This window comes from Geobacillus sp. WSUCF1, assembly GCF_000422025.1.
Classification (GTDB): Bacteria; Bacillota; Bacilli; order Bacillales; family Anoxybacillaceae; genus Geobacillus; species Geobacillus zalihae.
In genome coordinates, this window is sequence record NZ_ATCO01000072.1 from 1 (window position 1) to 26,226 (window position 26,226).

Sequence of the window (26,226 nt, forward strand, 5' to 3'; positions counted from 1 at the left end):
CCGCAGGACGCGGGCTGCCTTTAGGCGAAATTACGGCGCCTCCGCTTTTCTTATGACGCTTGCGTTTTGTTTAGTTTTCAAGGAGCTTTTTCGCTGTCCCTTAATGATGACAGCTATTAAATAATAACCCATGGACAACGAAAAGTCAACAACTTTTTTATTTCTTTACCGTCACAAGCAATGTTGATTGTATCATGTGGATGTTGTTTAGGCAATAGTATTTTTTGGAACTGACACTGATCAACCTTGCACCATTTCCTCGATATATATGTCCCGCTGAACGCTTAGTGACAGCAACTGTCCGGTTTCGATGATCTTGACGATCGGCCGGGCTGGCTCGTCCGAAGGAATAAACATCACTTCAGCCATTTCGCCGTTGGAGAGTTTGACGACGGCTCCTGTTTGTAGGCCGATGAGATTGTTCACCAGCGCGGCGACAGCTTCTGTACTCAGTTTGCCGAACTGCTCCCTTTGCATCGTTTCAATGGCCCGAAACGGCGACTGTTTGCGACGGTATAACCGTTCTGAAGTCATGGCATGGTAGACATCAGCGACGGCAACGATCTGGCTGTAAGGGTGAATTCTTTCTGCTTTTACTCCGAGCGGGTAGCCGCTGCCGTCATTTCGTTCATGATGTTGCAACACAGCAAGTTTTGCCCCATGGTTTAGCGCAGGGATTTTTTGCACCATGCGGTAGCTGAAGACAGGGTGCTGCTTTACTTCATTGAACTCGGCTTCAGTGAGCGCCGACGGATTTGTCAAAATTCTCTTACTTACTTTCGCCATGCCACAGTCTGCTAGCACACCGGCAAGGGCGATTTGGTGGCATTCCCCTTCGCTGTATCCAAGCTGCATGGCCAAAAAGCCCGCGAGCAGCCCGACGCTGACGGCATGATGGTGCAAATATTCGTCCTTTGTTGCGTAATGATGCAACATAAGCAACTCCCGTTTTTGGCCCGCCATTCGTTCAAAAAGCGAAATGATGACCCCTCTGATTTCGCCGATATCAACCGGCAAACCGGCTTGCCACGATTGAAACCATGTTTTGTATCGTTGGACCGCCTCTAAGTAGAAAGCCATCGGCTGTTTGGCAACCGCCGTTGATGCGGAATCGACGTTGGGAAATGGTTCACCGTTAGCAAGCAATGGTTCAACGTCCACTTCCTCAACGAGGAATTTTTCAAGTACGAGTAGCAACGGTTTCGTGATCACGGTGTTTTTCGGTATAATTGGACGTTTCGTCTTGCCGAGCACATCTTCAGCGAGCACGCATCCTTCGCGAAGCTGGGAGCGTTTCACACGGACCATCGATTAGTGCCCCCTTTGTCTTTTTTTCTCTGTATTTCTATCGTAACATGATTTTGGCCGCGATGGCAGGCTTTTGAAACAGAAAAACGACGCCCCGCGCCTATAGGCGAAGCGCCGTTTCCGTTAGGCTGAATGATCTTCTTCTTTATTCCTCGTCCCTTTCTTCCTCAGGCACTTTCGCCACCGTAGCGACGCACTCATGCCCATCTTCGCCAGAGAGGCGAATGAGCTTAACGCCTTGGGCGATTCTTCCCGTCCGAGAAATATCGCTGACGGCAATGCGAATGAGCACGCCGCCGGTCGTGATCACCATGACGTCTTCATTGCCGACGACGGTTGTCACCGCAACGACAGGACCGTTTTTATCCGTGACGTTGCACGTTTTCAATCCTTTGCCCCCGCGGCTTTGCACGCGGTATTCCGAGGCCGGAGTGCGCTTGCCGAACCCTTTTTTCGTGACGACAAGCACATCATGATGGTCTTCTAAAATTTCCATGCCAACTACTTCATCCCCGTCATCAAGCGTGATCGCTTTGACTCCAGTCGCGCTGCGGCCCATCGCCCGCACGTCGGTTTCCGGAAAACGGATGAGCATGCCGTTTTTCGTACCGATGATCAAATGCTTTTTGCCATCCGTCAGCCGGACAGAAATCAGTTCATCCCCTTCGCGCAAATGGATGGCGATAAGCCCGTTGTTGCGAATATGGGCGAACGCTGAAAGCGGGGAACGTTTGGCAATTCCTTGCTTTGTCGCAAACACGAGGTAGCGTTCATCGCTAAACTCGCTTTCAATCGGAATCATGGCGTTGATCCACTCATCTTTATCGAGCTCAAGCAAGTTGATGATGGGCAGCCCTTTGGCTGTGCGGCCGAATTCCGGAATCTCGTAGCCTTTTGCCTGATATACTTTCCCTTTATTCGTGAAAAACAGCACGGTGTCATGAGTCGACGTAATGAGCAAATGTTCGACAAAATCGTCTTCCGCCGTATGCATGCCTTGCACGCCCCGTCCGCCGCGTTTTTGGCTCCGGTACGTCGATAAAGGCAAGCGCTTGATGTAGCCTTTATGAGTAAGCGTGATGACGACATGCTCTTGTGGAATTAAATCCTCGTCATCGAACTGCTCAACGGCTCCTGAAACGATTTCCGTGCGCCGCTCATCGTTGAACCGCTCCTTAATTTCGCTCAGTTCATCGCGAATGATTTGCAATACTTTCTCTTCGTCGGCCAATACGCCTCTCAGTTCTGCGATCAGACGGACAAGGTCTTGGTATTCTTGTTCGATTTTTTCCCGCTCAAGGCCGGTTAACCGTTGCAGGCGCATATCCAAAATCGCCTGCGCTTGCCGTTCACTGAGTGAGAACCGCGCCATCAGCCCTTCGCGCGCCGCCTCCGTTGTCTGTGAGCGGCGGATGAGGTCGATCACTTCATCCAAATGGTCAAGGGCGATGCGCAACCCTTCCAGAATGTGAGCACGCGCCTCGGCTTTTTTCAGCTCAAACGCCGTCCGCCGGCGGATGACGGTTTTTTGATGGTTTAAATAATGCTCCAAACACTCTTTTAAGTTCAGCACTTTCGGCTCGCCGTTTACCAAAGCAAGCATGTTGATGCCAAAACTCGTTTGCAATGCCGTATGTTTGTACAAATTGTTCAACACAACCTTCGCGTTGGCATCGCGCCGCACTTCGATAACGATGCGCATGCCGCTCCGATCCGACTCGTCGCGCAAGTCGGTGATGCCGTCAATTTTTTTGTCGCGCACAAGTTCGGCGATCCGCTCGATCAGTTTCGCCTTGTTTACTTGGTAAGGGAGCTCGGTCACAATGATCGTTTCCTTGCCGTTTGGCTGCTGCTCGATTTCGGCCTTGGCGCGCAATGTAATGGAGCCGCGACCCGTTTCGTACGCCTTGCGGATGCCGCTGCGGCCGATAATTTGTCCAGCGGTTGGAAAGTCAGGTCCTGGGATGTATTCCATCAAATCGGCAACCGTCATCTCCGGATTTTGGCTTAATGCCAACAAGGCATCAATCACTTCGCCAAGCTGGTGCGGCGGAATGTTCGTCGCCATTCCGACAGCGATGCCGGATGAACCGTTGACAAGCAAATTAGGAAACCGGGACGGCAGCACGACCGGTTCTTTTTCCGAACCGTCATAGTTGTCTTGATAGTCAATCGTGTCTTTGTTGATATCGCGCAAAAGCTCCATGGCGATTTTCGACATGCGCGCTTCCGTGTAGCGCATCGCTGCTGCCGCGTCGCCGTCAATCGATCCGAAGTTGCCATGTCCGTCGACAAGCATGTAGCGGTAGTTGAAATCTTGCGCCATGCGCACCATCGTGTCATACACGGCGGCATCCCCGTGCGGATGATATTTCCCGATCACTTCGCCGACGATGCGAGCCGACTTTTTATACGGTTTATCGGCAGTCATGCCGAGGTCGTGCATGGCATATAAAATGCGGCGATGCACCGGCTTCAGCCCGTCGCGCACGTCCGGCAGGGCGCGCGAAACGATGACGCTCATCGCATAGTCAAGAAACGAAGAACGCATTTCCTGGCTGATGTTCACTTCGCGGATGCGCGGTTGTTCGTGTTCTGCCATTCGTTCAAACCTCCCTTTGAAACCTCCTCCAGTCCGGACCGCCCGGCCAGGCGGACGCGGACGGACGGCGGGCGCCGCTTCGCTCGCGCGCCGGGTGTCCCCGTCGGCAAGGTGAAGCGAGGAGGGCGGCTGATTCCCTCTTTTTTTATCCTAAATGTCCAAGTTTTTCACATAACGGGCATTTTCTTCGATGAACTGGCGGCGCGGCTCAACTTTATCGCCCATTAAAATTTCAAACGTTTCATCTGCGTCAATGGCGTCTTGCAAGCTCACTTGCAGCAACGTTCTCGTTTCCGGATTCATCGTCGTTTCCCAAAGTTGCTCCGGATTCATTTCGCCCAGTCCTTTATAGCGTTGAATCGTCGGTTTTGGCTGGTCCGGCAGCTCGGCAAGGATTTTCTCAAGCTGGCGGTCGTTGTAAGCATAACGCACCTGTTTTCCCTGCTCGATTTTATACAGCGGCGGCTGAGCGATATAAATGTAGCCGTGTTCAATCAATTCCCGCATATAACGGTAAAAAAATGTTAAAAGAAGCGTGCGAATATGGGCCCCGTCAACATCGGCGTCGGTCATGATGATGACCTTATGGTAACGCGCCTTTGAGATGTCAAACTCTTCGCCAATGCCCGTGCCAAGGGCGGTAATAATCGCCCGCACCTCATTGTTCGACAAAATTTTGTCCAAGCGCGCTTTTTCCACGTTAAGGATTTTCCCGCGCAGCGGCAAAATCGCTTGGAAATGGCGGTCGCGCCCTTGTTTCGCGGAGCCGCCGGCCGAATCGCCCTCGACGACGTACAGCTCGCTGATCGACGGGTCTCTTGACGAACAGTCAGCCAGTTTGCCCGGCAAATTGGAAATTTCAAGCGCACTTTTGCGCCGCGTCAGTTCGCGCGCTTTTTTTCGCCGCCAGCCGCGCCCGCGCCGCCATCATGCCTTTTTCGACGATTTTTCGGGCAATCGTCGGATTTTCAAGCAAAAACGTTTCAAATTGTTCGGAAAAGACAGCGTCGGTCACCGTGCGCGCATCGCTGTTGCCGAGCTTCGTTTTCGTTTGCCCTTCAAACTGCGGCGATGGATGCTTGATCGACACGATGGCCGTCAGCCCTTCGCGCACATCTTCGCCAGTCAAATTCGTGTCGTTTTCTTTAAAAATTTGCTGCTTGCGAGCGTAATCATTGATAATGCGCGTCAGCGCCATTTTAAAGCCAGATTCATGTGTGCCGCCTTCATGCGTATGAATGTTGTTGACAAACGAATAAATATTGCTCGTATAGCCGTCGTTGTACTGCAAGGCGATTTCTACGGCAATGCCGTCACGCTCGCCAGCGATATAAATTGGCTCTTCGTGCAGCACTTCTCGTGTTCGGTTCAAATGACGGACGTATGAACGAATGCCGCCTTCGTAAACATATTCGTTTTTTCGGCTGTCAACCCGTTCGTCCGTCAGCGTGATTTTTAAGCCGCGATTTAGAAAGGCGAGCTCACGCAACCGAGTGGCCAGCGTTTCATAGTCAAATTCGGTCGTCTCAGTGAAAATTTCCGGGTCCGGCTTAAAACGGGTCGTCGTTCCGGTCCGGTCTGTCTCGCCGATGACTTGCAAGTCGGTGCACGGTTCTCCGCGCTCGTACCGCTGGTAATGGATTTTTCCATCCCGATAGACGTAAACTTCGAGCCATTCCGATAAGGCGTTGACGACCGAAGCGCCAACGCCGTGCAAGCCGCCGGACACTTTATAGCCCCCTCCGCCAAATTTCCCACCGGCATGAAGGACGGTCATAATGACTTCGACGGCGGGACGCCCGGTCGCCTCGTGAATGTCAACCGGAATGCCACGCCCGTTGTCGGCGACGGTGATGCTGTTGTCTTTGCCGATCGTCACATCGATGTTTGTGCAATAGCCCGCCAACGCCTCGTCGATGCTGTTGTCGACGATTTCCCAAACGAGATGGTGCAGTCCTTTCGGCCCCGTCGAGCCGATGTACATCCCCGGGCGCTTGCGGACCGCTTCAAGGCCTTCAAGCACTTGGATTTGGCTTGCATCGTACGTCTGCTCAACCCGTTGTTCCATTGTCATGCCTGATCACCTACGCTTTCTTTGCAAACGTTCAACGGTCTCGCGGTCAAGAAGGAGCGGTTACCGAACCAGAATGGACTCGATAAATAGCCGCTTCTTGAATGATATCGTGCTTAATGCCGTCAATGCTTGTTGTTGTGACAAAAGTTTGCACTTTTTTCCGGATGGCATCAAGGAGGTGGGTTTGCCGAAAGTCATCAAGTTCTGACAACACATCATCCAGCAATAAAATGGGGTAATCGCCTAACTCGGAAAAGATGAGCTCAAGTTCTGCCAGCTTGACCGCTAGCGCGGTTGTACGTTGTTGCCCCTGGGAACCGAAAGTTTGCACGTTTTTTCCATTCACGAAAAACGCGATGTCATCGCGATGCGGGCCGACCAACGTTGTTCCCCGCAGAACTTCCCGTTCCCTCATGGCGGCGAACGTTTCACTGTATGCTTCTACTATTCTCGACAATTCCGCCTTTTCTGATACGTCGACCGACGGTTCGTATCGGATGCAAAGCTGTTCGGCGCCGCGGCTGATTTCATAGTGGATTGGCATCGCCCATTGCTCAAGCAGCGACAAAAACTGGCGGCGCCGCAGCGTAATTTTGGCCGCCAGCAATACAAGCTGCTCAGTTAACACATCAAGAACCGCCTCATCGCTCCGCTCGCGCGCCTGCATCATTTTTAAGTAATGATTGCGTTGTTGCAGCAGCTTTTGGTATTGGCTCAAATCATGTATATACACAGGCGACACTTGCCCGATTTCCATATCGACAAATCGGCGCCGCACTTGCGGACTTCCCTTGACTAAATTCAAGTCTTCGGGAGCGAACATGACGACATTCAAATGGCCGACGTATTGGCTGAGCCGTTGCTGTTCAATATGGTTGCATCTTGCTTTTTTTCCTTTTTTTGAAATAAGCAACTCAAGCGTTAACGACCCGCTTCGTTTTTCCGCTCTTCCTTCTATTTTAGCATACTCTTCATTCCAACGGATAAGGTCTTTATCGTTGGACGTGCGGTGCGACTTCGCCATAGCCAAAACATAAATGGCCTCCATCATGTTCGTCTTTCCTTGGGCATTTTCTCCTAAGATGACGTTCACGCCCTCGCCGAAATTCAGCGTTTCATACTCATAATTCCGGTAATTCGTCAACGTTAAGTTGGTCAAAAACACCGAACCTTCACCTACTCCGCTTTTACGACGACGAACGTGCCAAACGGTTCAATGTCGATCCGGTCGCCGTCTCTCAGCTTTCGCCCGCGCCGGTTTTCCCGTTCTCCATTGACAAGCACGTGATGTTCCTGCAAAAACCATTTGGCCGCACCGCCAGTATCGATCAATCGCACAAGTTTCAAAAGCTGCCCCAGCGTAATCGTTTCCGTTGTAATCGTCACCCGTTGTTCCATCCGTGTCATCGCTCGCTTTCCTTCAAACTGCCTATTCTTTTATTTTACCGGAAAATCCGCCCACTCGCAAAGAAAGCCGATGAGAAGGATGGGCATAGATGTTGCCCGCCTTCTCATCGGACTTGAGAAAAAGCAGCGTTGTCGGGCGGCTTTTGCCCTTGAAGCTGAATGGTTTTCGCCAATAGGAGGGCGGTGGGTCAATATGTTCTCACCGGCAAAATGAGCTGAAGCATCGAATCGGTATGAAGCGGGCGCAACAGGAACGGCCGCATGGCCCCAGTGAAGCTGATTTGAATGTCTGTTCCATCAAGCGCCCGCAACGCGTCCATCATATATTTCGCGCTGAACGAAATGTTCAACTCTTCCCCTTCAAGAGACTCCGTTTGCAGCTGCTCCGTCACTTTCCCGATCTCCGGAGAAATCGAAGAAATTTCGAGCATTCCTCCAGGAAGCGTCGTCAGTTTCACAACGTTGTTCCTTCCTTCTCGAGCAAGCAAGGACGCTCGGTCGATTGCCTGCAGAAACTCTTTTGCATTGACGATCATGGTCGTTTTGCTTTCTGTTGGAATCAAGCGGGCCGTCTCCGGATAGTTGCCGTCAAGCAGCCGGGAAAAGAAGAGAAGGTGCTCGGCCTTAAATAGCACTTGATTGGCTGTCATGACGATGTCCACCGGGTGGTTGCCGTCATCCAAAATTTTGCTGAGCTCATTAAGACTTTTTCCAGGGATGACGACGTTGTATGATACTTCATTTTCCGACTCAATTTTCACTTTGCGCATGGCTAAGCGATGACTGTCGGTCGCTGTGCAGACAAGCTCGCCATGTTCAACTTTCCAGTTGACACCTGTCAAGATTGGGCGCGTTTCCGATGTAGAAACGGCGAATACCGTTTGCCGAATCACGGTTTTCAATAAATCAGCCGGGATTTGAAACACGTTTTCTTCTTCAATTTGCGGCAGGCGCGGATATTCGTCGGCGTTTAGCCATTGAGGCGGAATTCTGAGTGCCCCGAGCGGATGATCGTCAAAAAGTTGTCTTCCGTTTCGATTTCCACCGTTTGTTGCGGCAGTTTTTTCACGATTTCAGAGAAAAAGCGCGCCTGCAGTACGATGCTCCCCGGTCTTTTCACATCAACGAGCAACTTGCCTTCTTTTTCAAGCGGAATAAACGATTCAATTGAAATGTCGGAATCGCTTCCGGTCAGCGTTACTCCCGAGGCGGTTGCTGTTAGTTTGATTCCGGTCAAAATCGGAATCGTCGTTCTTGTCGATACGGCTTTCATCACGTCTTGGACGCTCTTGGCCAACGCTTCGCGGTCAATGGAAATGTTCACGTTGCTGTTCCTCCCTGTTTCTTTAGATCGTCGGAAATAAATTATGAAAATATAAAAACAAAAACCGTAGTACTAGTCGTATGGCTTGTTAGTATGTGGATAAACAAAAAAAGCGAAGCAAGCACAGCCTGTCCACATGTGGATAAGCTGTGCATAAAACTGAGACAGTTGTTCACAGTTGCTTCAGCTTTTCTTGAATCTCTTGTATATGCCTTTGCAGCTGCGTATCGGTTTGCAAAAGCTTTGATATTTTTTCATGGGCGTGGATGACGGTTGTATGATCGCGTCCCCCAAATTCATCGCCGATTTTCGGCAACGAACAGTCGGTCAGTTCGCGGGAGAGATACATGGCAATTTGCCGAGGGAACGCGACCGATTTTGTTCGCTTTTTCGCTTTAAAATCTTCCATCTTGATGTTGAAATGCTGTCCAACAACGCGCTGAATGTCTTGAATCGTGATTACCTTCGGCTTTGCGCTCGGGATGATGTCTTTCAATGCCTCTGCTGCCAAGTCAGCGGTGATCTCTTTGTTGATGAGCGACGAATAAGCGACGACGCGAATGAGAGCGCCCTCAAGCTCGCGGATGTTCGAGTCAATTTGATTGGCGATATAAAGCATTACCTCGTTTGGAATGTCAAACCCCTCCGCCTTCGCCTTTTTGCGGAGGATAGCGATCCGCGTCTCCAAATCAGGCGGCGTAATGTCGGTGATGAGCCCCCACTCAAAGCGCGAACGCAAGCGGTCTTCGAGTGTTGGGATTTCTTTCGGCGGTCGATCGCTTGAGATGACGATTTGCTTGCTCTCCTCGTGCAGCGTATTAAACGTATGGAAAAATTCTTCTTGCGTTTGTTCTTTTCCGGCCAAAAACTGAATATCATCGATCAGTAGGACGTCAACGTTCCGGTACTTGTTGCGAAAGTCGTCAGGGCGGTTGTCTCGGATGGCGTTAATAAACTCATTCGTAAACTTCTCTGAAGATAAATAGACCACTTTCGCCGATGGGTTATGTTCAATCACGTAATGGCCGATCGCGTGCATTAAGTGTGTTTTTCCAAGTCCGACGCCGCCATAGATAAACAAGGGGTTGTATGCTTTGGCCGGAGCCTCAGCGACCGCCAATGAAGCGGCATGGGCGAACCGGTTGCCGGAGCCGATGACAAACGTATCGAACGTGTATTTCGGATTTAACATGCTTTGTGGGAAATCGTTTGTCTCTTCATACGGTTTCCGTTGCTTTTTCTTAGATGACTGGAACTCTAGTTCTTCATCATCCTGATTTGGCGGAATGATAAACTTGACGGCCAATTCTTCGCCCGTGATGGTGTAGATCGTTTCCGCAATCAAATGAGAGTAGCGAGAATCAAGCCAATCTCTAGCAAACTCGTTCGGGGCTACGATGACGAGCGTGTCACCTCGTAAAGAGTGGGCTTTTGTTGACTTGAGCCAAGTTTCAAAGCTCGGCTTGCTGATTTTTTGTTCAATCTCCGCGAGCACGCGATCCCATAAGTCATGGATATTTTCCACCCGTTGCCCCTCCCTTAAGTCAGAGGATGATCGTTTGTTTAAAAAAATAAGTTTGTGGAAAAAGCATATTAAGGAAATAAAGAAGCTTTTCGACAAAATCCACCATCTGTGGGTAACATTATTAACGCGTTGTGAAAAAACTATCCACAATCTATCCACAAAATGTGGATAGACTCATCTTATCCACATAATTATCCATAGTGAAAACACAATAATAATAGCAAATAAAGCGGCTTGTTGCAACGGGATTTTTTTGATTATCCACAAAATGGACAGGGTGTGAAAAAATCATTATCCACACCATTGAACATGTGAAAAAAATGTCGATAAATGTTGTGGATTGTTGATAGGGAGAAAAAATTTATCCACAGCGCTGATCAAAGTTGGAAAAACGAAGAGGCGGTTGACATTTGCTAAGATTGTTCAATATAATGAGAAAGACTGCCCGTAACTGTTATTCCCTAGGGAGGTGTCATAGATGAAACGAACGTATCAACCGAATAGACGGAAACGAAGCAAAGTGCACGGATTCCGCGCGCGCATGAGCACGAGAAACGGCAGAAAAGTGTTGGCGCGCCGCCGCCGCAAAGGAAGAAAAGTTTTGTCTGCATAATAGGCCACTGAAGTTTCAGTGGTCTTTTTTCTCAATATTTTGCCGCCGGGAAATGGAGTGTTTGGGGAGAATGAAAAAAAAGTATCGGATCAAGAAAAACGAAGAGTTCCAGGAAGTGTTTCAGAGGGGCGCTTCAACGGCCAACCGCCAGTTTGTCATCTACACGCTTGACCGCCCGGAGCAGCCTTATTTTCGCATCGGGCTGTCTGTCAGCAAAAAACTCGGCAAGGCTGTCGTCCGAAATCGAATCAAGCGCTACATCCGCCAATGCTTCCTCGAATTGAAAGAGGAGATTGCCCCTGGCAAAGATTATGTCGTGATCGCTAGGCAGCCGGTGGCGGAGATGAATTATGCGGAAGTAAAAAAAAGTTTAATCCATGTGCTCCGGAAATCCGGAGGGCTGAAAAAAGGAGGCCAACCGTCGCATTCGGCTTGAAAAAATGCTCCACGCGGCAAAAAAAAGATGGTAAAATACATACGTGAACTTGTATATGTGGGAGGAAAAAGAAGGTGAAAAGGCGAATCAGATTCATCATTTTGTTCGGTGCGTTAGCGGCTGTGCTGGCCGGATGCACGGAAATTCACAAACCGATCACCCCGGAAAGCAAGGGGTTTTGGAACGAGTATATCGTTTATCCGCTTTCTTGGCTGATCAAATATGTCGCCGGGCTGCTCGGCGGAAGCTTTGGGTTGTCCATCATTGTCGTCACCATTTTGATCCGCTTATTGATTTTGCCGCTGATGATTCAACAGACGCGCAACGCGAAGGCGATGCAAGCGCTTCAGCCGGAAATTGAAGCGCTCCGCAAAAAATACAGCTCAAAAGACGCGCAAACTCAACAAAAGCTCCAGCAAGAGATGATGCTCTTATTCCAAAAGCACGGCGTCAACCCAATGGCCGGCTGCTTCCCGATTTTGATCCAGATGCCGATTTTAATTGGATTTTACCATGCCATCATGCGGACGAGAGAAATTGCCCAACATAATTTTTTATGGTTTGACCTTGGCGAAAAAGACCCGTACTACATTTTGCCGGTCATTGCCGGCGTGACGACGTTCATCCAGCAGAAAATCATGATGGCCGGCTCCGCTCAGCAAAACCCGCAAATGGCGATGATGCTTTGGATGATGCCGATTATGATCGTCATTTTCGCGATCAACTTCCCAGCTGCTTTGTCGCTTTACTGGGTCGTCGGAAATATTTTCTCCATTGTGCAAACGTATCTCATTAAAGGGCCGGAGATTGCCGCCCATTCAGGAGGAGCGAAAAAGTGAAAGAAGTGACCGCGACTGCCCGGACAGTCGAAGAGGCGGTGCAGTTGGCGCTCGCGCAGCTTGGCGTTCCTCGAGAGCGTGCGGTTATTGTTGTGCTCGATGAAGGGAAAAGAGGTTGGTTTGGCTTGTTTGGCGGCCGGCCGGCGGTTGTGAAAGCCGTGCTGAAAATCGACCCGGTTGAGGAGACGGTTCGCTTTTTGCAGCAAGTCATCGCGCAAATGGGGGCGGAAGGGGCAAGCATCGAAGCCGTCCGCCGCGGCAAGCAGGTGACGCTTCATGTGCACGGGGGGCCGGTCGGTCTATTGATCGGCAAGCACGGGCAAACGTTAAACGCTCTTCAGTTTTTGGCGCAGCTCGTCGCCAACCGCCATGCTGACGAATACGTGTCGATTGCCGTCGATGTCGAAAATTACCGCGAACGAAGGGAAAAGGCGCTGATCGAACTGGCGCACAAGCTGGCCGCCCGGGCGGTGAAGACGGGAAAAGAAGTAAGGTTGGAGCCGTTGCCGGCGCATGAACGGAAGATCATCCATGCAGCGCTGGCTGACAACAAGCACGTCTTGACCTATTCCGTTGGCGTTGATCCGCACCGTTCGATTGTCGTCGCTCCGAAAACAGGCAAAATGTCGCCGAAAAAAGAGGCGCCTCGCTAAACTGTAGAGAGGCGGCCTCTTTTTTTACGGGATTGGCGCCGCCTGGAAGATTGGCGATGGAAATGGGGGGAAACGCTCCAGCAAGAGCTTCTTCAAATGGGGAAACAGCGCAGCAACGCTCTTTTTTGCTATCCGTCCAGATGATTGTGAAGCAATCACTAGTTTCCACCAACTTTTTTGACGGCCGCCGCTTATATTTTTCAACAACCGCGTTGAGCGCGCCGTATTGTTATTCACATGTGGATAAGTTAAAATTGAACTAAGTGAATATGCACAAGGAAAAAAAGCGGCCAAAACGGGCTGTGGATATAGAGAAAGCGGAGTAAAGAGAGGTGAACAGCTTTGACGGAATTTGATACGATCGCCGCCATTTCGACGCCGATGGGCGAAGGGGCGATTGCCATCGTTCGGTTGAGCGGAGATCAAGCGGTTGAGATCGCTGACCGGCTTTTCCGCAGCCCGAGCGGAAAGCGGCTCAAAGACGTTCCATCGCACACGATCCACTACGGGCATATCATCGATCCGAAAAGCGGACGGGTCGTTGAAGAAGTAATGGTATCAGTTATGCGCGCACCGAAGACGTTTACGCGCGAGGACGTGGTCGAGATCAACTGCCATGGCGGGTTTGTTTCCGTCAATCGGGTGCTGCAGCTCGTGCTGGCAAACGGGGCGCGGCTCGCCGAGCCGGGGGAGTTTACGAAGCGGGCGTTTTTAAATGGGCGCATCGATTTATCTCAAGCTGAGGCAGTCATCGACCTGATCCGCGCCAAAACCGACAGAGCGATGAACGTCGCCCTACAGCAAATGGAAGGGCGCCTGTCAAAATTGATTCGCGAGTTGCGGCAGACGATTTTGGAGACGCTGGCACATGTTGAAGTCAATATCGATTATCCGGAATACGATGATGTCGAAGAAATGACGCCGCGCCTTTTGCGGGAAAAGGCGGAATATGTGCGCGGGCAAATTGAAAAGCTGCTGTCGACCGCCGCACAAGGAAAAATATTGCGCGAAGGGCTGGCAACGGTCATCATCGGGAGGCCGAACGTCGGCAAATCGTCGCTTTTGAATGCGCTCGCCCATGAAAATCGGGCGATCGTCACCGATATTCCGGGGACGACGCGCGACGTCATCGAGGAATATGTCAACGTCCGGGGCGTACCGCTTCGCTTGATCGATACGGCTGGCATCCGCGAAACCGAAGATGTCGTCGAACGGATCGGCGTCGAGCGCTCGCAGCAAATGTTGAAGCGGGCCGACTTAATTTTGCTCGTTTTGAATTATCATGAACCGCTGACGGAAGAGGACGAGCGGCTGTTTGCCATGATCGAGGGAATGGACGCCATCGTCATTGTGAATAAAACCGATTTGCCCCGGCGGATCGATATGGAGCGGGTCAAGGAGCTGGCGGCCGGCCGGCCGGTCGTGGGGACATCCCTGTTGCATGAACAAGGAATTGATGAACTGGAGAAGGCGATTGCTGACCTGTTTTTTGGGGGTGAGCTGGAAGCCGGCGATTTGACGTACGTTTCAAACTCTCGCCATATCGCCTTGCTCGAGCAGGCGAAAACAGCGATCGAGGATGCCTTGGCCGGCATTGACGCCGGCATGCCGGTTGATCTCGTCCAAATCGATTTGCGCCGGGCATGGGAGTTGCTTGGCGAAATCATTGGTGATACGGTCCATGAAAGCTTGATTGATCAGCTGTTTGCTCAGTTTTGTTTAGGAAAATAAGCGAGGAGGAAATGCCATATGGATTACCATGGAGGAACGTATGACGTCATTGTCGTTGGCGCTGGCCATGCCGGCTGCGAAGCGGCATTAGCTTCGGCGCGCATCGGGGCGAAGACGCTTGTCATTACGCTCAACCTCGATATGATCGCGTTCATGCCGTGCAACCCGTCGATCGGCGGCCCGGCGAAAGGAATCGTCGTGCGCGAAATCGACGCTCTCGGCGGGGAAATGGCAAAAAACATTGACAAAACATACATTCAAATGCGGATGCTAAACACCGGCAAAGGGCCAGCCGTCCGCGCGCTTCGGGCGCAAGCCGATAAAGTGCTGTACCAGCGGGAAATGAAAAAAACACTCGAAAATCAAGAGAATTTGACGCTTCTGCAAGGAAAAGTCGAGCGGCTGATCGTCGAAGACGGCGTTTGCAAAGGTGTCATCACTCACACGGGGGCGCATTATTACGCCAAGGCGGTCGTCATTACGACCGGGACGTTTTTGCGCGGGGAAATCATCATCGGAGACATTAAATATTCGAGCGGCCCGAACAACCAGCAACCGTCGATTAAGCTGTCCGAGCATTTAGAAGAGCTTGGGTTTGAGCTTGTTCGCTTCAAAACGGGCACGCCGCCGCGCGTCAACAGCCGGACGATCGACTACAGCAAAACGGAAATTCAGCCGGGAGACAAGGAGCCGCGCGCGTTTTCGTACGAGACGACAAAATACATCACTGATCAGCTGCCGTGCTGGCTGACGTACACGACGGAGGAAACACACCGCATCATCGATGAAAACTTGCACTTGTCGCCGATGTACTCCGGCATGATCAAAGGAACCGGGCCGCGCTATTGCCCATCGATCGAGGATAAAGTCGTCCGGTTCCACGATAAGCCGCGCCATCAAATTTTCCTCGAGCCGGAAGGGCGGGAAACAGAAGAAGTGTACGTGCAAGGGTTGTCAACAAGTTTGCCGGAACATATCCAGCGCAAGCTGCTCGAGACGATCCCGGGACTTGAGAAGGCGCAGCTCATGCGGGCTGGCTATGCGATCGAGTATGATGCCATCGTGCCGACGCAGCTATGGCCGACGCTCGAGACGAAGCTTGTGAAAAACTTGTATACCGCAGGGCAAATCAACGGCACGTCCGGCTATGAAGAAGCGGCAGGCCAAGGCATTATGGCCGGCATTAACGCCGCCCACCGTGCGCTCGGCCGCGAAGAAATCATTTTAAGCCGTTCTGATGCCTATATCGGCGTTTTAATCGACGACTTGGTGACGAAAGGGACGAATGAGCCGTACCGCCTGCTGACGTCGCGTGCCGAGTACCGGCTTTTGCTTCGCCATGACAACGCCGATTTGCGCCTGACCGAGCTCGGCTATCGGATCGGTCTCATTTCCGAAGAGCGGTATCAAAAATTTTTGGCGAAAAAAGAGGCGATCGAACGAGAGAAAAAGCGGCTGCAAACGGTGATCATCAAACCGACGCCAAAAGTGCAGGAAGTCATCCGTGAAGCGGGTGGAAGCGAGCTGAAAGACGGCATTCGCGCCGCCGATTTGCTCCGACGCCCGGAGATGACGTACGAGCACATCCGAAAACTGGCGCCGGCTGACGAGGAGATCGCTCCGGAAGTGGCTGAGCAAGTCGAAATTCAAATCAAGTACGAGGGCTACATCCAAAAATCGTTGCAAGAAGTCGAACGGCTCAAAAAAATGGAAAACAAAAAAATCCCGGAAGATATCGATTACGACGCCATCCAAGGGCTTGCAACCGAGGCGCGGCAAAAGCTCAAACAAGTGCGCCCGCTTTCGATCGCCCAGGCGTCGCGCATTTCCGGCGTCAATCCGGCCGATATTTCGATATTATTAGTGTATTTGGAACAAGGAAGAATCGCGCGCGTGTCGAATGAATAAACAATGAGGGAAAGGATTGGCTTATGGAGGCGACACAATTTCAAACCATGCTCGAAGAGAGGGGAATTCTCCTCTCTTCCCGGGCGCTTGCGCAGTTTGAGCGCTATTACGAACTGCTCGTTGAGTGGAACGAGAAAATGAATTTGACCGCTATTACGGACAAGCCCGGCGTCTATGTGAAGCACTTTTTCGACTCGGTGTCCCCGGCTTTTTACTACGACTTTTCAGCGCCGCTTGCGCTTTGCGACGTCGGATCCGGGGCGGGATTTCCGAGCCTTCCGCTCAAAATTTGTTTTCCGCATTTGCGCGTTTCCATCGTTGATTCGCTGCAAAAACGCATCCGTTTTTTAGAGCATCTGATCACCGAGCTCGGGCTTGCGGACGTGGCGCTTTACCACGAACGCGCTGAGACGTTCGCCCGTCAAAAGGGGATGCGCGAATCATTTGACGTCGTCACGGCCAGAGCGGTGGCGCGCATGCCAGTGCTTGTCGAACTTTGCCTTCCGCTCGTGAAAATGGGCGGGACATTCATTGCGATGAAAGCTGCTTCGGCGCTCGAGGAGCTGAAAGAGGGAAACAAGGCGATTTCTGTGCTTGGCGGAGAAGTGACGGCGACGGAAACGTTCACGTTGCCGTTTGACGAAGGCGAACGAACGATCATTTTCATCCAAAAAATGAGAAAAACGCCGAACCAATACCCGCGCAAACCGGGAACGCCGAACAAACAACCGATTCAGTAGCGTCTTTGCGGGCGGGGGAGGGCTTTGCCGGCTGAAAGAGAGAAACAAGCTGTTTCGCTCCCCGCCTTCGTCCCGCGCCAAAAAACCGACTGTAAGGCGGCGTATGCCGGGCGAGACAGAGACATTTTGGCCAAGTATGTCCAAAGGTGGTGTAGGGGGATGAAACATCCATTTTCGCGCTTGTTCAGCTTTGGAGAAAAAGAACAGGAAGAAATGGAGGAAAAGCAAGAGCGGGAGGAAGTTTGCCACATTCCGGTCAAAAGCATTATTCCGAACCGCTTTCAGCCGCGCACGATGTTTGATGAAGAGAAGATCGACGAGTTGGCGCTGACGATCCGCACGCACGGCATCATCCAGCCGATCGTCGTCCGCGAATGCGGGAACGGACGGTTTGAAATCATCGCCGGCGAGCGGAGATGGAGAGCGGTGCAAAAGCTTGGCTGGACGGAAATCCCCGCGATCATCAAAAACTTAAATGACAAAGAAACCGCCTCCGTCGCCCTCATTGAAAACTTACAGCGCGAAGAGTTGACGCCGATTGAAGAGGCGATGGCGTACGCCAAATTGATCGAGCTCCATGATTTGACGCAAGAAGCGCTCGCTCAGCGGCTCGGCAAAGGACAGTCGACGATCGCCAATAAGCTGCGTCTGCTGAAACTCCCGCAAGAGGTGCAAGAGGCGCTCTTGCAACGGGCGATTACGGAACGTCATGCGCGCGCGTTGATTGCCTTGAAAGATAAAGAAAAACAGCTGAAACTGCTGCAAGAAATCATCGACAAACAGTTGAATGTCAAGCAGACGGAAGATCGGGTGTTAAAGCTGCTCGAGGCGGGGGAACGGAAGCCAAAACCGAAGCGAAAGGCGTTCAGCCGCGATATGCGCATCGCCGTCAACACGATCCGCCAGTCGCTTTCCATGGTCGAAAGCAGCGGGGTGTCCGTCCAATCTGAAGAAGAAGAATTCGATGACTACTATCAAATTACGATTCGAATCGCGAAAAAATAACGAAAGTCACCTTTTGCCTCATCAAGCACTGCTGATGGGGTTTTTTCTTTCAGAAAACAAAGTCATTTTCCTGTTTTCGTGCTAAAATAAAATGGATTGAGGAAGAGATAGAGGTAGGTGGCATCGTGGGAAAAGTCATTGCTATTGCAAACCAAAAAGGCGGAGTTGGAAAAACGACGACGGCGGTCAATTTATCGGCCTGTTTGGCGCATCTTGGAAAAAAAGTGCTGCTTGTTGACGCCGATCCGCAAGGAAATGCGACGAGCGGCATCGGCATTGAGCGAGGCGATGTCGACGAATGCATTTACAATGTCATCATTGGCGACATGAAAGCAAAAGATGTCATTCGACCGACGGACATCGAAAATTTATACGTCATTCCAGCGACGATCCAGCTCGCCGGCGCAGAAATTGAGCTCGTCTCGGTCATTTCCCGCGAAATCCGGCTGAGAAACGCGATCGAGCCGCTGAAAGACAAATACGACTTCATTATTATCGACTGTCCTCCTTCGCTCGGCTTGCTGACGCTCAACGCGTTGACAGCGGCCAATTCCGTGCTCATCCCTGTCCAATGCGAATATTATGCGTTAGAAGGGCTCAGCCAGCTGCTTAACACGATCCGGCTTGTGCAGCGGCACTTAAACTATGATTTGCGCCTCGAAGGCGTTCTGTTGACGATGCTTGATGCAAGGACGAATCTAGGCTTGCAGGTCATTCAAGAAGTCAAAAAGTATTTCCGCGAAAAGGTGTACCAGACGATCATCCCGCGAAACGTGCGGCTGAGCGAGGCGCCAAGCCATGGCAAGCCGATCATTTTGTACGATGTGAAATCGCGGGGGGCGGAAGTGTATTTGGAACTGGCGAAGGAGGTGCTTGAACGTGGCTAAAGGTCTCGGCAAAGGCATCAGTGCGCTGTTTGACAACCTTTCTCTCAATGAATTGAATGGGAAAGAGGAAACGGTGCGGGAAGTAAGCATTCACGACCTTCATCCCAACCCGTACCAGCCGCGGAAAACGTTTCAGCCTGAGGCGATTGAGGAGTTGAAGCAATCGATTTTGCAGTACGGCATTTTGCAGCCGCTCATCGTCCGCCGTGTACCGAACGGATTTGAAATCGTCGTTGGCGAACGGCGCTACCGGGCGGCCAAAGAGGCGAATTTGCCGTCAGTGCCGGTCGTGGTGCGCGAGTTGACTGATGAGCAAATGATGGAATTCGCCCTTCTTGAAAACTTGCAGCGCGAGGATTTGAACCCGATCGAGGAAGCGATGGCGTACAAAATGTTGATGGACAAGCTGCACTTAACCCAGGAGGAAGTCGCGAGCCGTGTTGGGAAGAGCCGTCCGCACATCGCTAATCATTTGCGTTTGTTGTCCCTCCCTCTAGATGTGCAAAAGCTGCTCATTGACGGCACACTTTCGATGGGGCATGGCCGCGCGCTTTTAGGGCTGAAACAAAAAAGCAAAATGAAATCGATCGTGGAACGGACGATTCGCGAAGGGTTGAACGTCCGCCAGCTTGAAAAACTGATCCAACAAGCGAACGAAAATGTTTCACGTGAAACATCGAAGCGGAAACCGCCGGAAAAAAGCGTGTTTATTCGGGAAAGCGAATCGTTGCTGCGCGAAAAATTCGGGACGAACGTCACGATTAAACAAACGAGGAAAAGAGGAAAAATTGAAATTGAGTTTTTTTCTCCGGAAGATTTAGAGAGAATATTAGAACTGCTCGATGTGCGGTTCGACGAGTAAGTCGGCCCTTTGATCAAGGCCGGTTTATTTTTTTGCAAGAGAGGGTTGGACATCATGGTGTTGTTAGGGACGATTGTCAACGGAGTGAGCATTATCGCCGGGGCGTTGATTGGAAAATGGCTTCATCGCATCCCCGAGCGAGTAAAGGAAACGGTGATGGGGGGGATTGGGCTTGCGGTGGCGCTGCTTGGCATACAAATGGGAATGAAAAGCGAACAGTTTCTCGTTGTTATTTTCAGCCTTGTTTTCGGCGGCATTCTCGGGGAGTGGTGGAACTGGGAGGAAAAGCTGAACCAGCTCGGTCAATGGCTCGAGGCGAAAGTGAGCGGAAACGGGCAAGGAAGCATCGCGAAAGGGTTTGTCAGCGCGACGTTGTTGTTTGTCATCGGGGCGATGGCCATCGTCGGAGCGCTTGACAGCGGGCTGCGCGGCGACCATAGCGTCTTGTATACGAAATCGATTTTAGACGGCTTTGCCAGTGTCATTTTGACGACGACGCTCGGCATCGGCGTCATCTTCTCCGCCTTGCCGGTCGTTGTTTATGAGGGGAGCATCGCGCTGTTGGCGACGCAAATCGAACGGTTTGTGCCGAAGGAAGTGCTCGATTCGTTCATCGCCGAATCAACGGCGACCGGAGGTATTTTAATTATGGCCATTGGACTCAATATGCTCGGTTTGACGAACATTCGCGTGGCCAATTTGCTGCCGAGCATTCTCATTACGGCAGCCGCCGTTTTCATTCTTTCACTCGTTTAACGACCGGTTGTTTTGGCCGGACAGAAAAGAAATCCCCTCCTTGAACAGCTGACCAAGAGGGGGATTTGCTGCCTACCATAATGAATGCCGGTCTGTTGAGAGCGGAGGGGCAGCGAGCCGCTCTTTTCGGAGGATGAACCGCTCTGCTTCGTAAATGCCATTGGCGATCGTTTTCGCCATATTCATGACAAGATGGAGGCGCGTATTTTGCAGGACGAAAAACTCCATAAACCCGCTGACATTGACAACCCCAGTAATATGGGCGTCGCCGACGGGAAGGAGCTGTTTGTTGACCCCAGCCCCAGGGCGGACCGGTCCTTTGGCAATCGTGATGGCGCCGACGCTTTTCAGCCGCCCGAGGCAGGCATCGACCGCGATCATGAACGGATCGTGATGAATGAGTCGAATGGCTTCTACCTTTTCTTCCAAATTAACGGCATGGATGGGTTCTTCGAGTGTTCCGTACACGTGGAAGCGAGCCAACGGCTTCTCTTTGAGCATCGTGCCGACGAGCGGTCCAAGCGAATCGCCGGTCGAGCGGTCTGTGCCGATGCAAACGATAGCGACCGGCTGAACGAGCGGGTCGGGAAGCAGTGAGGCGACCCGCCAAGCGATCGACGACACCGCCCCTTGCTCATCGTAAAACACGCGGTCCCTTTCCTCCTTGGACGAGAAAAATATCGATGGTATACTCATTCGCTTCACTCCTACTTTCGTTTCAAAAGTATTAACAGTATACGGAAAATAAAAGAATGATATACATTTCATTGTTCGTTTTCTTGCCTTTTCTTCGCGATAACGGGATATCGGGCTACAAATCAGCGGCCGGTCTTGTTAAAATAAAAGCGCAGAACAAGAAAAAAGATTGAGGTGTCGCCAACGTTGAACACGATGGAAAAAACGATGAGCCGATTGTTCGCATTTTTGATAGATGAGAAATTGTGGCTCCAGATCGGAAAAGGGACGCTGAAGATTGTTCTCATCCTACTCATATGCGCCATTGCGGTGAAAGTGTTGAAAATTGCCGTTCATAACATGTTCAAAGTGCGACAGAAGGCGCCGATCCGCATTTCCGAACGGCGGGAGGCGACGCTCGTTCGGCTGCTCGACAACGTCATTACGTACGTACTATATTTTATTGCGCTCTTGATGATTTTAGATACGTTTGGCGTTCCCGTCAAAGCGCTGCTCGCCGGGGCTGGGGTCGTCGGGCTGGCCGTGGGTTTTGGCGCACAAAGCTTAGTGAAAGACATCATCACTGGATTTTTCATCATTTTTGAAGACCAGTTTGCGGTCGGCGATTATGTGCGCATCGGCAATTTTGAAGGGTATGTTGAAACGATTGGGCTTCGGGTGACGAAAATTAAAAGTTGGACCGGGGAAGTGCACATTTTGCCAAACGGCAGCATCACTCAAGTGACGAACTATTCACTGCACAACAGCCTCGCTGTCGTTGACGTCAGCATCGCCTATGAAGAAGACATTGAAGAGGCGGAGAAAGCCATCCGCGAGCTTCTTCCGCAGCTGCCGGCGAAGTATGAAGACATGGTCGCCCCGCCGGAATTGCTTGGCGTGCAAAATTTAGCCAGCTCAGAAGTCGTATTGCGCATCACGTGCGAAACGAAGCCGATGCGCCATCTGGCGGTCGCTCGGGCGATCCGCAAGGAAGTGAAGTTGCTGTTGGACGAACGGGGAATCGAAACCCCATACCCGCGGCTTGTGCTGCATCGCCGCGACGGACAAGAGCAGCCGGAGGCAAAGCCGCAACGGGAGCAATCGTTGTCATAGGGAGGTGGATCGATGGAGGAGAAACAGTTCGGCCTATACGATATCGTCGAAATGAAAAAGCCGCACCCATGTGGAACGAATCGTTGGAAAGTGATCCGCTTGGGCGCTGACATCCGCATTAAATGCGAAGGGTGCGCCCATAGCGTTTTGTTGCCGCGCAAAGAGTTTATCCGCAAAATGAAAAAAGTGCTCGTCAAGCATGAAGAATAAGCAAATGAAGCATGGTGGCGAGGCCATGCTCTTTTGTTGCGAAGGGGAGGGAGAAAATGACGGGAACGACGCATGTAACATCATGTCCGCTCAACTGCTGGGACGTATGCGGGCTGAAGGTGACGGTGAACGAGGGGAAAGTCGTACGGGTTGACGGCGACGAACACCATCCCATCACGAAAGGGAACATTTGCGGACGCGGGCGGATGTTGAAAGAGCGGGTAAACGCCAAAGAACGCCTTCTCTATCCGTTGAAAAAAGTAAACGGGCAGTTCGTTCGCATTTCTTGGGAAGAGGCGCTTGATGACATCGCCGGGAAAATGCGGAAGTTGAAAGAACAATTTGGGCCGACAGCCGTGCTTCACAGCCATGATTACGCCAACAACGGGCTGCTGAAAAACCTGGACCGCCGTTTTTTTTAATTGTTATGGTGGGGCAACAGAGCTTATCGGCAGCCTTTGCTGGGGCGCGGGCATTGAGGCGCAGACATGGGATTTTGGCAACGCCTACAGCCATGCGCCAGAAGATATCGACAACAGCCGCCACATCGTCATTTGGGGGCGAAACGTCGCCCGCACGAACATGCATTTATTCGAGCGGTTGCTTGCCGCGAAAAAACGCGGGGCGACCATTGTGGTCATCGATCCGCTGTTTGGCCCGACGGCGCGCATCGCCGATCAGTACGTATGCATCAAGCCGGGAATGGACGCTTTTTTGGCGATGGGCATTATGAAAGAGCTGCTTCGACTCGGGTTGGAGGACCGGGCCTTTATCAAGCAACATACAATTGGGTTTGATGATGTCAAACAACTATTGCAGACAATTTCGTTGGCGGAGATTGAGCGGCATACCGGTGTTAGCCGCGATCAAATGACGGAGCTGGCCCGGCTTTACGGGGACCGGCCGACCGCAACGTATCTTGGCCTTGGCATGCAACGCTATGCGAACGGCGGCAATACAATCCGATGGATCGATGCCCTTGTCGCCGCAAGCGGCAACGTTGGCATTCCGGGTGGAGGGGCGAATTTTGGCAACTTGCAGGTGGGCGAGTGTTTTGATAAAGCCGCATTGACGCTCCCAGAGCGGAAAACGGCATCGCGCACATGGACGATGATGAAGCAGGGAGAAGAGATATTGCGGGCGAATGATCCACCGATCGGCATGGTGATCGTCACGTGCGGCAACCCGCTCGCTCAAGTGCCGAACACGAACTTGATGAAAAAAGCGTTCGCTTCCGTTGAAACGGTGGTTGTGTTTGAGCAGTTCATGACCGATACGGCTGCCATGGCTGATTATGTTTTGCCAGTAGCGGCTTCGTTTGAAGAGGAAGACGTCTATTGTTCATCGATGTACCATGCGTATTTGAACTACGGGCCGAAGCTTGTCGACCCGCCGGGTGAGGCGAAGCCGGACTTGTGGATTTGGACGGAGCTGGCAAAAAGGCTCGGGTTTGGGGATGATTTTGCCTATACGCGTGAGCAGTTTCTTGCGATGGCGCTCCGGCCGTTGGAGCATCACGGCATTACGCTGAAGCGATTGAAAACAGAACACCGCGTCCTTTTGCCTGTCGAACCGGTGCCATGGCGCGACCGCCGGTTTCAAACGCCAAGCGGAAAATACGAATTTACGTCAACCATCGCCAAGCAAAAAGGGATGGACGGCCGGCTGCAAATCATGTATCCGGCCGAATCGGAGGAGTCCAATCCGGCACTAGCCGCCAAATATCCGTATCGGCTGTTGACGATCCATCCGCTCCGTTCGAATCATTCGCAACATTATCCGCTCATCCCAGCGCTTCAGACAGTCCGCATTGAGGTAGCGGCTGATGTTGCTGCGGCAAAAGGTCTTGCCGATGGCGACCGGGCGCTTGTTTACAACGACCGTGGATCGCTCGTGGGAACGGTCAAGATGCTTGATGGCGCCTACCCAGGCACGATCAACATTGACGAAGGACAATGGGGAGTGTTCGGCGGGCCGGTCAACGTCCTCACGTCCGATTTGGAGTCGGATAACGGCTGCGGCAGCACGCTGTATGACTGTTTGGTCAATATTGAAAAAGTCACGTCGGAAGCAAAGTAAGCGGTTCACAGTTGCTTCGGATCAGTAGAAAAAAGATATTGTCGACGACAAAATGCGGTTTGAGGCTGTTGATCCGAAAAGATGATTTTGTCATCCAAGTGTTGGGAAAAGGGCGCAAACTTCCGCCTTTTTTGAAGCGGGTGGGAGAGGAAACATTCCCCGCTTGCGGCGCGCTTGTCATTTTCTTGGCCAGCCCATATAATGAGGAAAGATGTGAACGGGAAAGAGGAGTGGAACGAATGGGATTGACAGCAGGAATCGTCGGATTGCCGAACGTCGGCAAATCGACGCTGTTTAACGCCATTACAAAAGCAGGTGCTGAGTCAGCCAACTATCCGTTTTGCACAATTGAGCCGAACGTCGGTGTCGTCGAAGTGCCCGATGAGCGGCTCGATGTATTGACGGAAATGTTTCGGCCGAAGCGGACGGTGCCGACTGTTTTTGAATTTACCGATATCGCGGGCATCGTCAAAGGGGCGAGCAAAGGAGAGGGGCTTGGCAACAAGTTTTTGTCTCACATCCGCCAAGTCGATGCAATTTGCCAAGTCGTCCGCTGCTTCAGTGATGAAAACATCACCCACGTGGCGGGCAAAGTCGACCCGCTCGCCGATATCGAAACGATCAATTTGGAGCTCGTGTTGGCTGATTTAGAAACGATTGACAAACGAATCGAGCGGGTCGGCAAAATCGCCAAGCAAAAGGATAAAGAGGCGGCGTTTGAATACGACATTTTGCGGCGGTTGAAGGAGACGCTCGAAGCCGGCAAGCCGGCGCGCACACTCGAGTTCACTGATGAAGAGATGAAAGTCGTCAAGCAGCTGCATTTGTTGACGATAAAGCCGATGCTTTACGTCGCCAATGTTGGCGAGGAAGATATCGCTGACTCTAGCGGCAATCCGTTTGTCAAGGACGTGCGCGAGTTTGCCAAGCGCGACAACGCTGAAGTCATTGTTGTCTGCGCCAAAATCGAAGAGGAAATCGCTGAGTTCAGCGATGAGGAAAAACGGCAATTTTTACAGGAGCTCGGCATCGAGCAGTCCGGCCTTGACCAACTTATCCGCGCCGCTTACAGCTTGCTCGGATTGGCGACGTTTTTCACCGCCGGCGAGCAGGAGGTGCGGGCGTGGACGTTCCGCAAAGGGATGAAAGCGCCGCAATGCGCCGGCATCATCCATTCCGACTTTGAGCGAGGGTTTATTCGCGCGGAAACGGTGTCGTACGATGACCTTGTCGCGGCTGGATCGATGGCGGCGGCGCGCGAAGCCGGAAAAGTGCGCTTGGAGGGAAAAGACTACGAAGTGCAAGACGGCGACATTATGCATTTCCGGTTCAACGTGTAACCATTGGTTCGAGGGCAGGGCGGATGCAGCAGGTCACGGCGTGGGGCCGTTTTTGGCTTGGCCATACGGATGGAAGATGTTTGCGCCGACGGAATGCGGCAAACTGCCTTGCTTATCGTTGTCGGTCATGGTATAATCA

General features: G+C 51.8%; 20 protein-coding genes and 3 pseudogenes. 15 read left to right on the plus strand and 8 right to left on the minus strand.

Annotation, left to right across the window (positions count from 1 at the left end):
* Positions 1–240: 240 nt before the first annotated feature.
* From I656_RS08485 to dnaA, 7 genes and pseudogenes are all read right to left on the minus strand, one after another.
* The gene (locus I656_RS08485) at positions 241–1,308 is read right to left on the minus strand and encodes an HD-GYP domain-containing protein (protein ID WP_014194554.1); all 1,068 of its coding nucleotides are present in this window, start codon (positions 1,306–1,308) and stop codon (positions 241–243) included.
* A 145-nt stretch (positions 1,309–1,453) separates the two neighbouring features.
* The gene (gene gyrA, locus I656_RS08480) at positions 1,454–3,910 is read right to left on the minus strand and encodes a DNA gyrase subunit A (protein ID WP_011229522.1); all 2,457 of its coding nucleotides are present in this window, start codon (positions 3,908–3,910) and stop codon (positions 1,454–1,456) included.
* Positions 3,911–4,060: 150 nt separating this feature from the next.
* Positions 4,061–5,984 (minus strand): annotated as a pseudogene (gene gyrB / locus I656_RS0115480) (DNA topoisomerase (ATP-hydrolyzing) subunit B).
* A gap of 46 nt (positions 5,985–6,030) precedes the next feature.
* Complete coding sequence (gene recF, locus I656_RS08475) at positions 6,031–7,149, minus strand: DNA replication/repair protein RecF (protein ID WP_012820419.1); 1,119 nt, start codon at positions 7,147–7,149, stop codon at positions 6,031–6,033.
* An 11-nt stretch (positions 7,150–7,160) separates the two neighbouring features.
* Positions 7,161–7,391, minus strand: coding sequence for a S4 domain-containing protein YaaA (gene yaaA / locus I656_RS08470; protein ID WP_012820418.1), 231 nt, complete (start codon positions 7,389–7,391; stop codon positions 7,161–7,163).
* A 188-nt stretch (positions 7,392–7,579) separates the two neighbouring features.
* Positions 7,580–8,715 (minus strand): annotated as a pseudogene (dnaN, locus tag I656_RS0115485) (DNA polymerase III subunit beta).
* Between the two features lie 172 nt (positions 8,716–8,887).
* Positions 8,888–10,240: a chromosomal replication initiator protein DnaA gene (gene dnaA, locus I656_RS08465; RefSeq protein ID WP_011229517.1), complete on the minus strand. Its 1,353-nt coding sequence runs from the start codon at positions 10,238–10,240 to the stop codon at positions 8,888–8,890.
* Positions 10,241–10,718: 478 nt separating this feature from the next.
* Between dnaA and rpmH the strand changes: the two genes are divergently transcribed.
* The 11 genes from rpmH to I656_RS08410 all read left to right on the plus strand — a co-directional run bounded on the left by rpmH (position 10,719) and on the right by I656_RS08410 (position 20,670).
* Positions 10,719–10,853, plus strand: a complete 135-nt coding sequence (gene rpmH, locus I656_RS08460) for a 50S ribosomal protein L34 (protein ID WP_003253900.1) — start codon at positions 10,719–10,721, stop codon at positions 10,851–10,853.
* A 70-nt stretch (positions 10,854–10,923) separates the two neighbouring features.
* Positions 10,924–11,289, plus strand: a complete 366-nt coding sequence (gene rnpA / locus I656_RS08455; RefSeq protein WP_011232960.1) for a ribonuclease P protein component — start codon at positions 10,924–10,926, stop codon at positions 11,287–11,289.
* Positions 11,290–11,363: 74 nt separating this feature from the next.
* Positions 11,364–12,128 carry a YidC family membrane integrase SpoIIIJ gene (gene spoIIIJ, locus I656_RS08450; protein ID WP_011232959.1) on the plus strand — a complete coding sequence of 255 codons (765 nt, stop codon included), beginning with the start codon at positions 11,364–11,366 and terminating at the stop codon, positions 12,126–12,128.
* Positions 12,125–12,781 (plus strand): RNA-binding cell elongation regulator Jag/EloR, encoded by a 657-nt coding sequence (jag, locus tag I656_RS08445; RefSeq protein ID WP_011232958.1) that lies wholly within the window; start codon positions 12,125–12,127, stop codon positions 12,779–12,781. The genes spoIIIJ and jag overlap by 4 nt, the downstream gene beginning before the upstream one ends.
* Before the next feature lie 342 nt (positions 12,782–13,123).
* On the plus strand, positions 13,124–14,512 hold the full coding sequence (gene mnmE / locus I656_RS08440) for a tRNA uridine-5-carboxymethylaminomethyl(34) synthesis GTPase MnmE (protein ID WP_011232957.1): 1,389 nt from the start codon (positions 13,124–13,126) through the stop codon (positions 14,510–14,512).
* A gap of 18 nt (positions 14,513–14,530) precedes the next feature.
* Positions 14,531–16,420, plus strand: a complete 1,890-nt coding sequence (gene mnmG / locus I656_RS08435; RefSeq protein ID WP_011232956.1) for a tRNA uridine-5-carboxymethylaminomethyl(34) synthesis enzyme MnmG — start codon at positions 14,531–14,533, stop codon at positions 16,418–16,420.
* 23 nt (positions 16,421–16,443) lie between these two features.
* Complete coding sequence (gene rsmG / locus I656_RS08430; RefSeq protein ID WP_011232955.1) at positions 16,444–17,160, plus strand: 16S rRNA (guanine(527)-N(7))-methyltransferase RsmG; 717 nt, start codon at positions 16,444–16,446, stop codon at positions 17,158–17,160.
* A 159-nt stretch (positions 17,161–17,319) separates the two neighbouring features.
* Complete coding sequence (gene noc, locus I656_RS08425; RefSeq protein WP_033005539.1) at positions 17,320–18,165, plus strand: nucleoid occlusion protein; 846 nt, start codon at positions 17,320–17,322, stop codon at positions 18,163–18,165.
* A 125-nt stretch (positions 18,166–18,290) separates the two neighbouring features.
* A complete protein-coding gene (locus I656_RS08420) occupies positions 18,291–19,052 on the plus strand; it encodes a ParA family protein (RefSeq protein WP_011232953.1) in 762 nt (253 codons plus the stop codon).
* Positions 19,045–19,914 carry a ParB/RepB/Spo0J family partition protein gene (locus I656_RS08415; protein ID WP_033005541.1) on the plus strand — a complete coding sequence of 290 codons (870 nt, stop codon included), beginning with the start codon at positions 19,045–19,047 and terminating at the stop codon, positions 19,912–19,914. The genes I656_RS08420 and I656_RS08415 overlap by 8 nt, the downstream gene beginning before the upstream one ends.
* 54 nt (positions 19,915–19,968) lie before the next feature.
* On the plus strand, positions 19,969–20,670 hold the full coding sequence (locus I656_RS08410; RefSeq protein ID WP_033005544.1) for a DUF554 domain-containing protein: 702 nt from the start codon (positions 19,969–19,971) through the stop codon (positions 20,668–20,670).
* A gap of 72 nt (positions 20,671–20,742) precedes the next feature.
* Here the strand turns inward: I656_RS08410 and yyaC are convergent, their stop codons facing one another.
* Positions 20,743–21,366 carry a spore protease YyaC gene (gene yyaC, locus I656_RS08405; RefSeq protein ID WP_015376128.1) on the minus strand — a complete coding sequence of 208 codons (624 nt, stop codon included), beginning with the start codon at positions 21,364–21,366 and terminating at the stop codon, positions 20,743–20,745.
* A gap of 186 nt (positions 21,367–21,552) precedes the next feature.
* On the opposite strand from yyaC, the gene I656_RS08400 reads away from it, so the two are divergent.
* The 4 genes and pseudogenes from I656_RS08400 (at position 21,553) to ychF (ending at position 26,087) form a co-directional block, all read left to right on the plus strand.
* Positions 21,553–22,458 carry a mechanosensitive ion channel family protein gene (locus tag I656_RS08400; protein ID WP_013524883.1) on the plus strand — a complete coding sequence of 302 codons (906 nt, stop codon included), beginning with the start codon at positions 21,553–21,555 and terminating at the stop codon, positions 22,456–22,458.
* Between the two features lie 12 nt (positions 22,459–22,470).
* On the plus strand, positions 22,471–22,668 hold the full coding sequence (locus I656_RS08395; protein ID WP_011232948.1) for a DUF951 domain-containing protein: 198 nt from the start codon (positions 22,471–22,473) through the stop codon (positions 22,666–22,668).
* A gap of 56 nt (positions 22,669–22,724) precedes the next feature.
* Positions 22,725–24,747 (plus strand): annotated as a pseudogene (locus I656_RS0115490) (molybdopterin-dependent oxidoreductase).
* A 239-nt stretch (positions 24,748–24,986) separates the two neighbouring features.
* The gene (gene ychF / locus I656_RS08390) at positions 24,987–26,087 is read left to right on the plus strand and encodes a redox-regulated ATPase YchF (protein ID WP_013524881.1); all 1,101 of its coding nucleotides are present in this window, start codon (positions 24,987–24,989) and stop codon (positions 26,085–26,087) included.
* Positions 26,088–26,226: the final 139 nt, after the last annotated feature.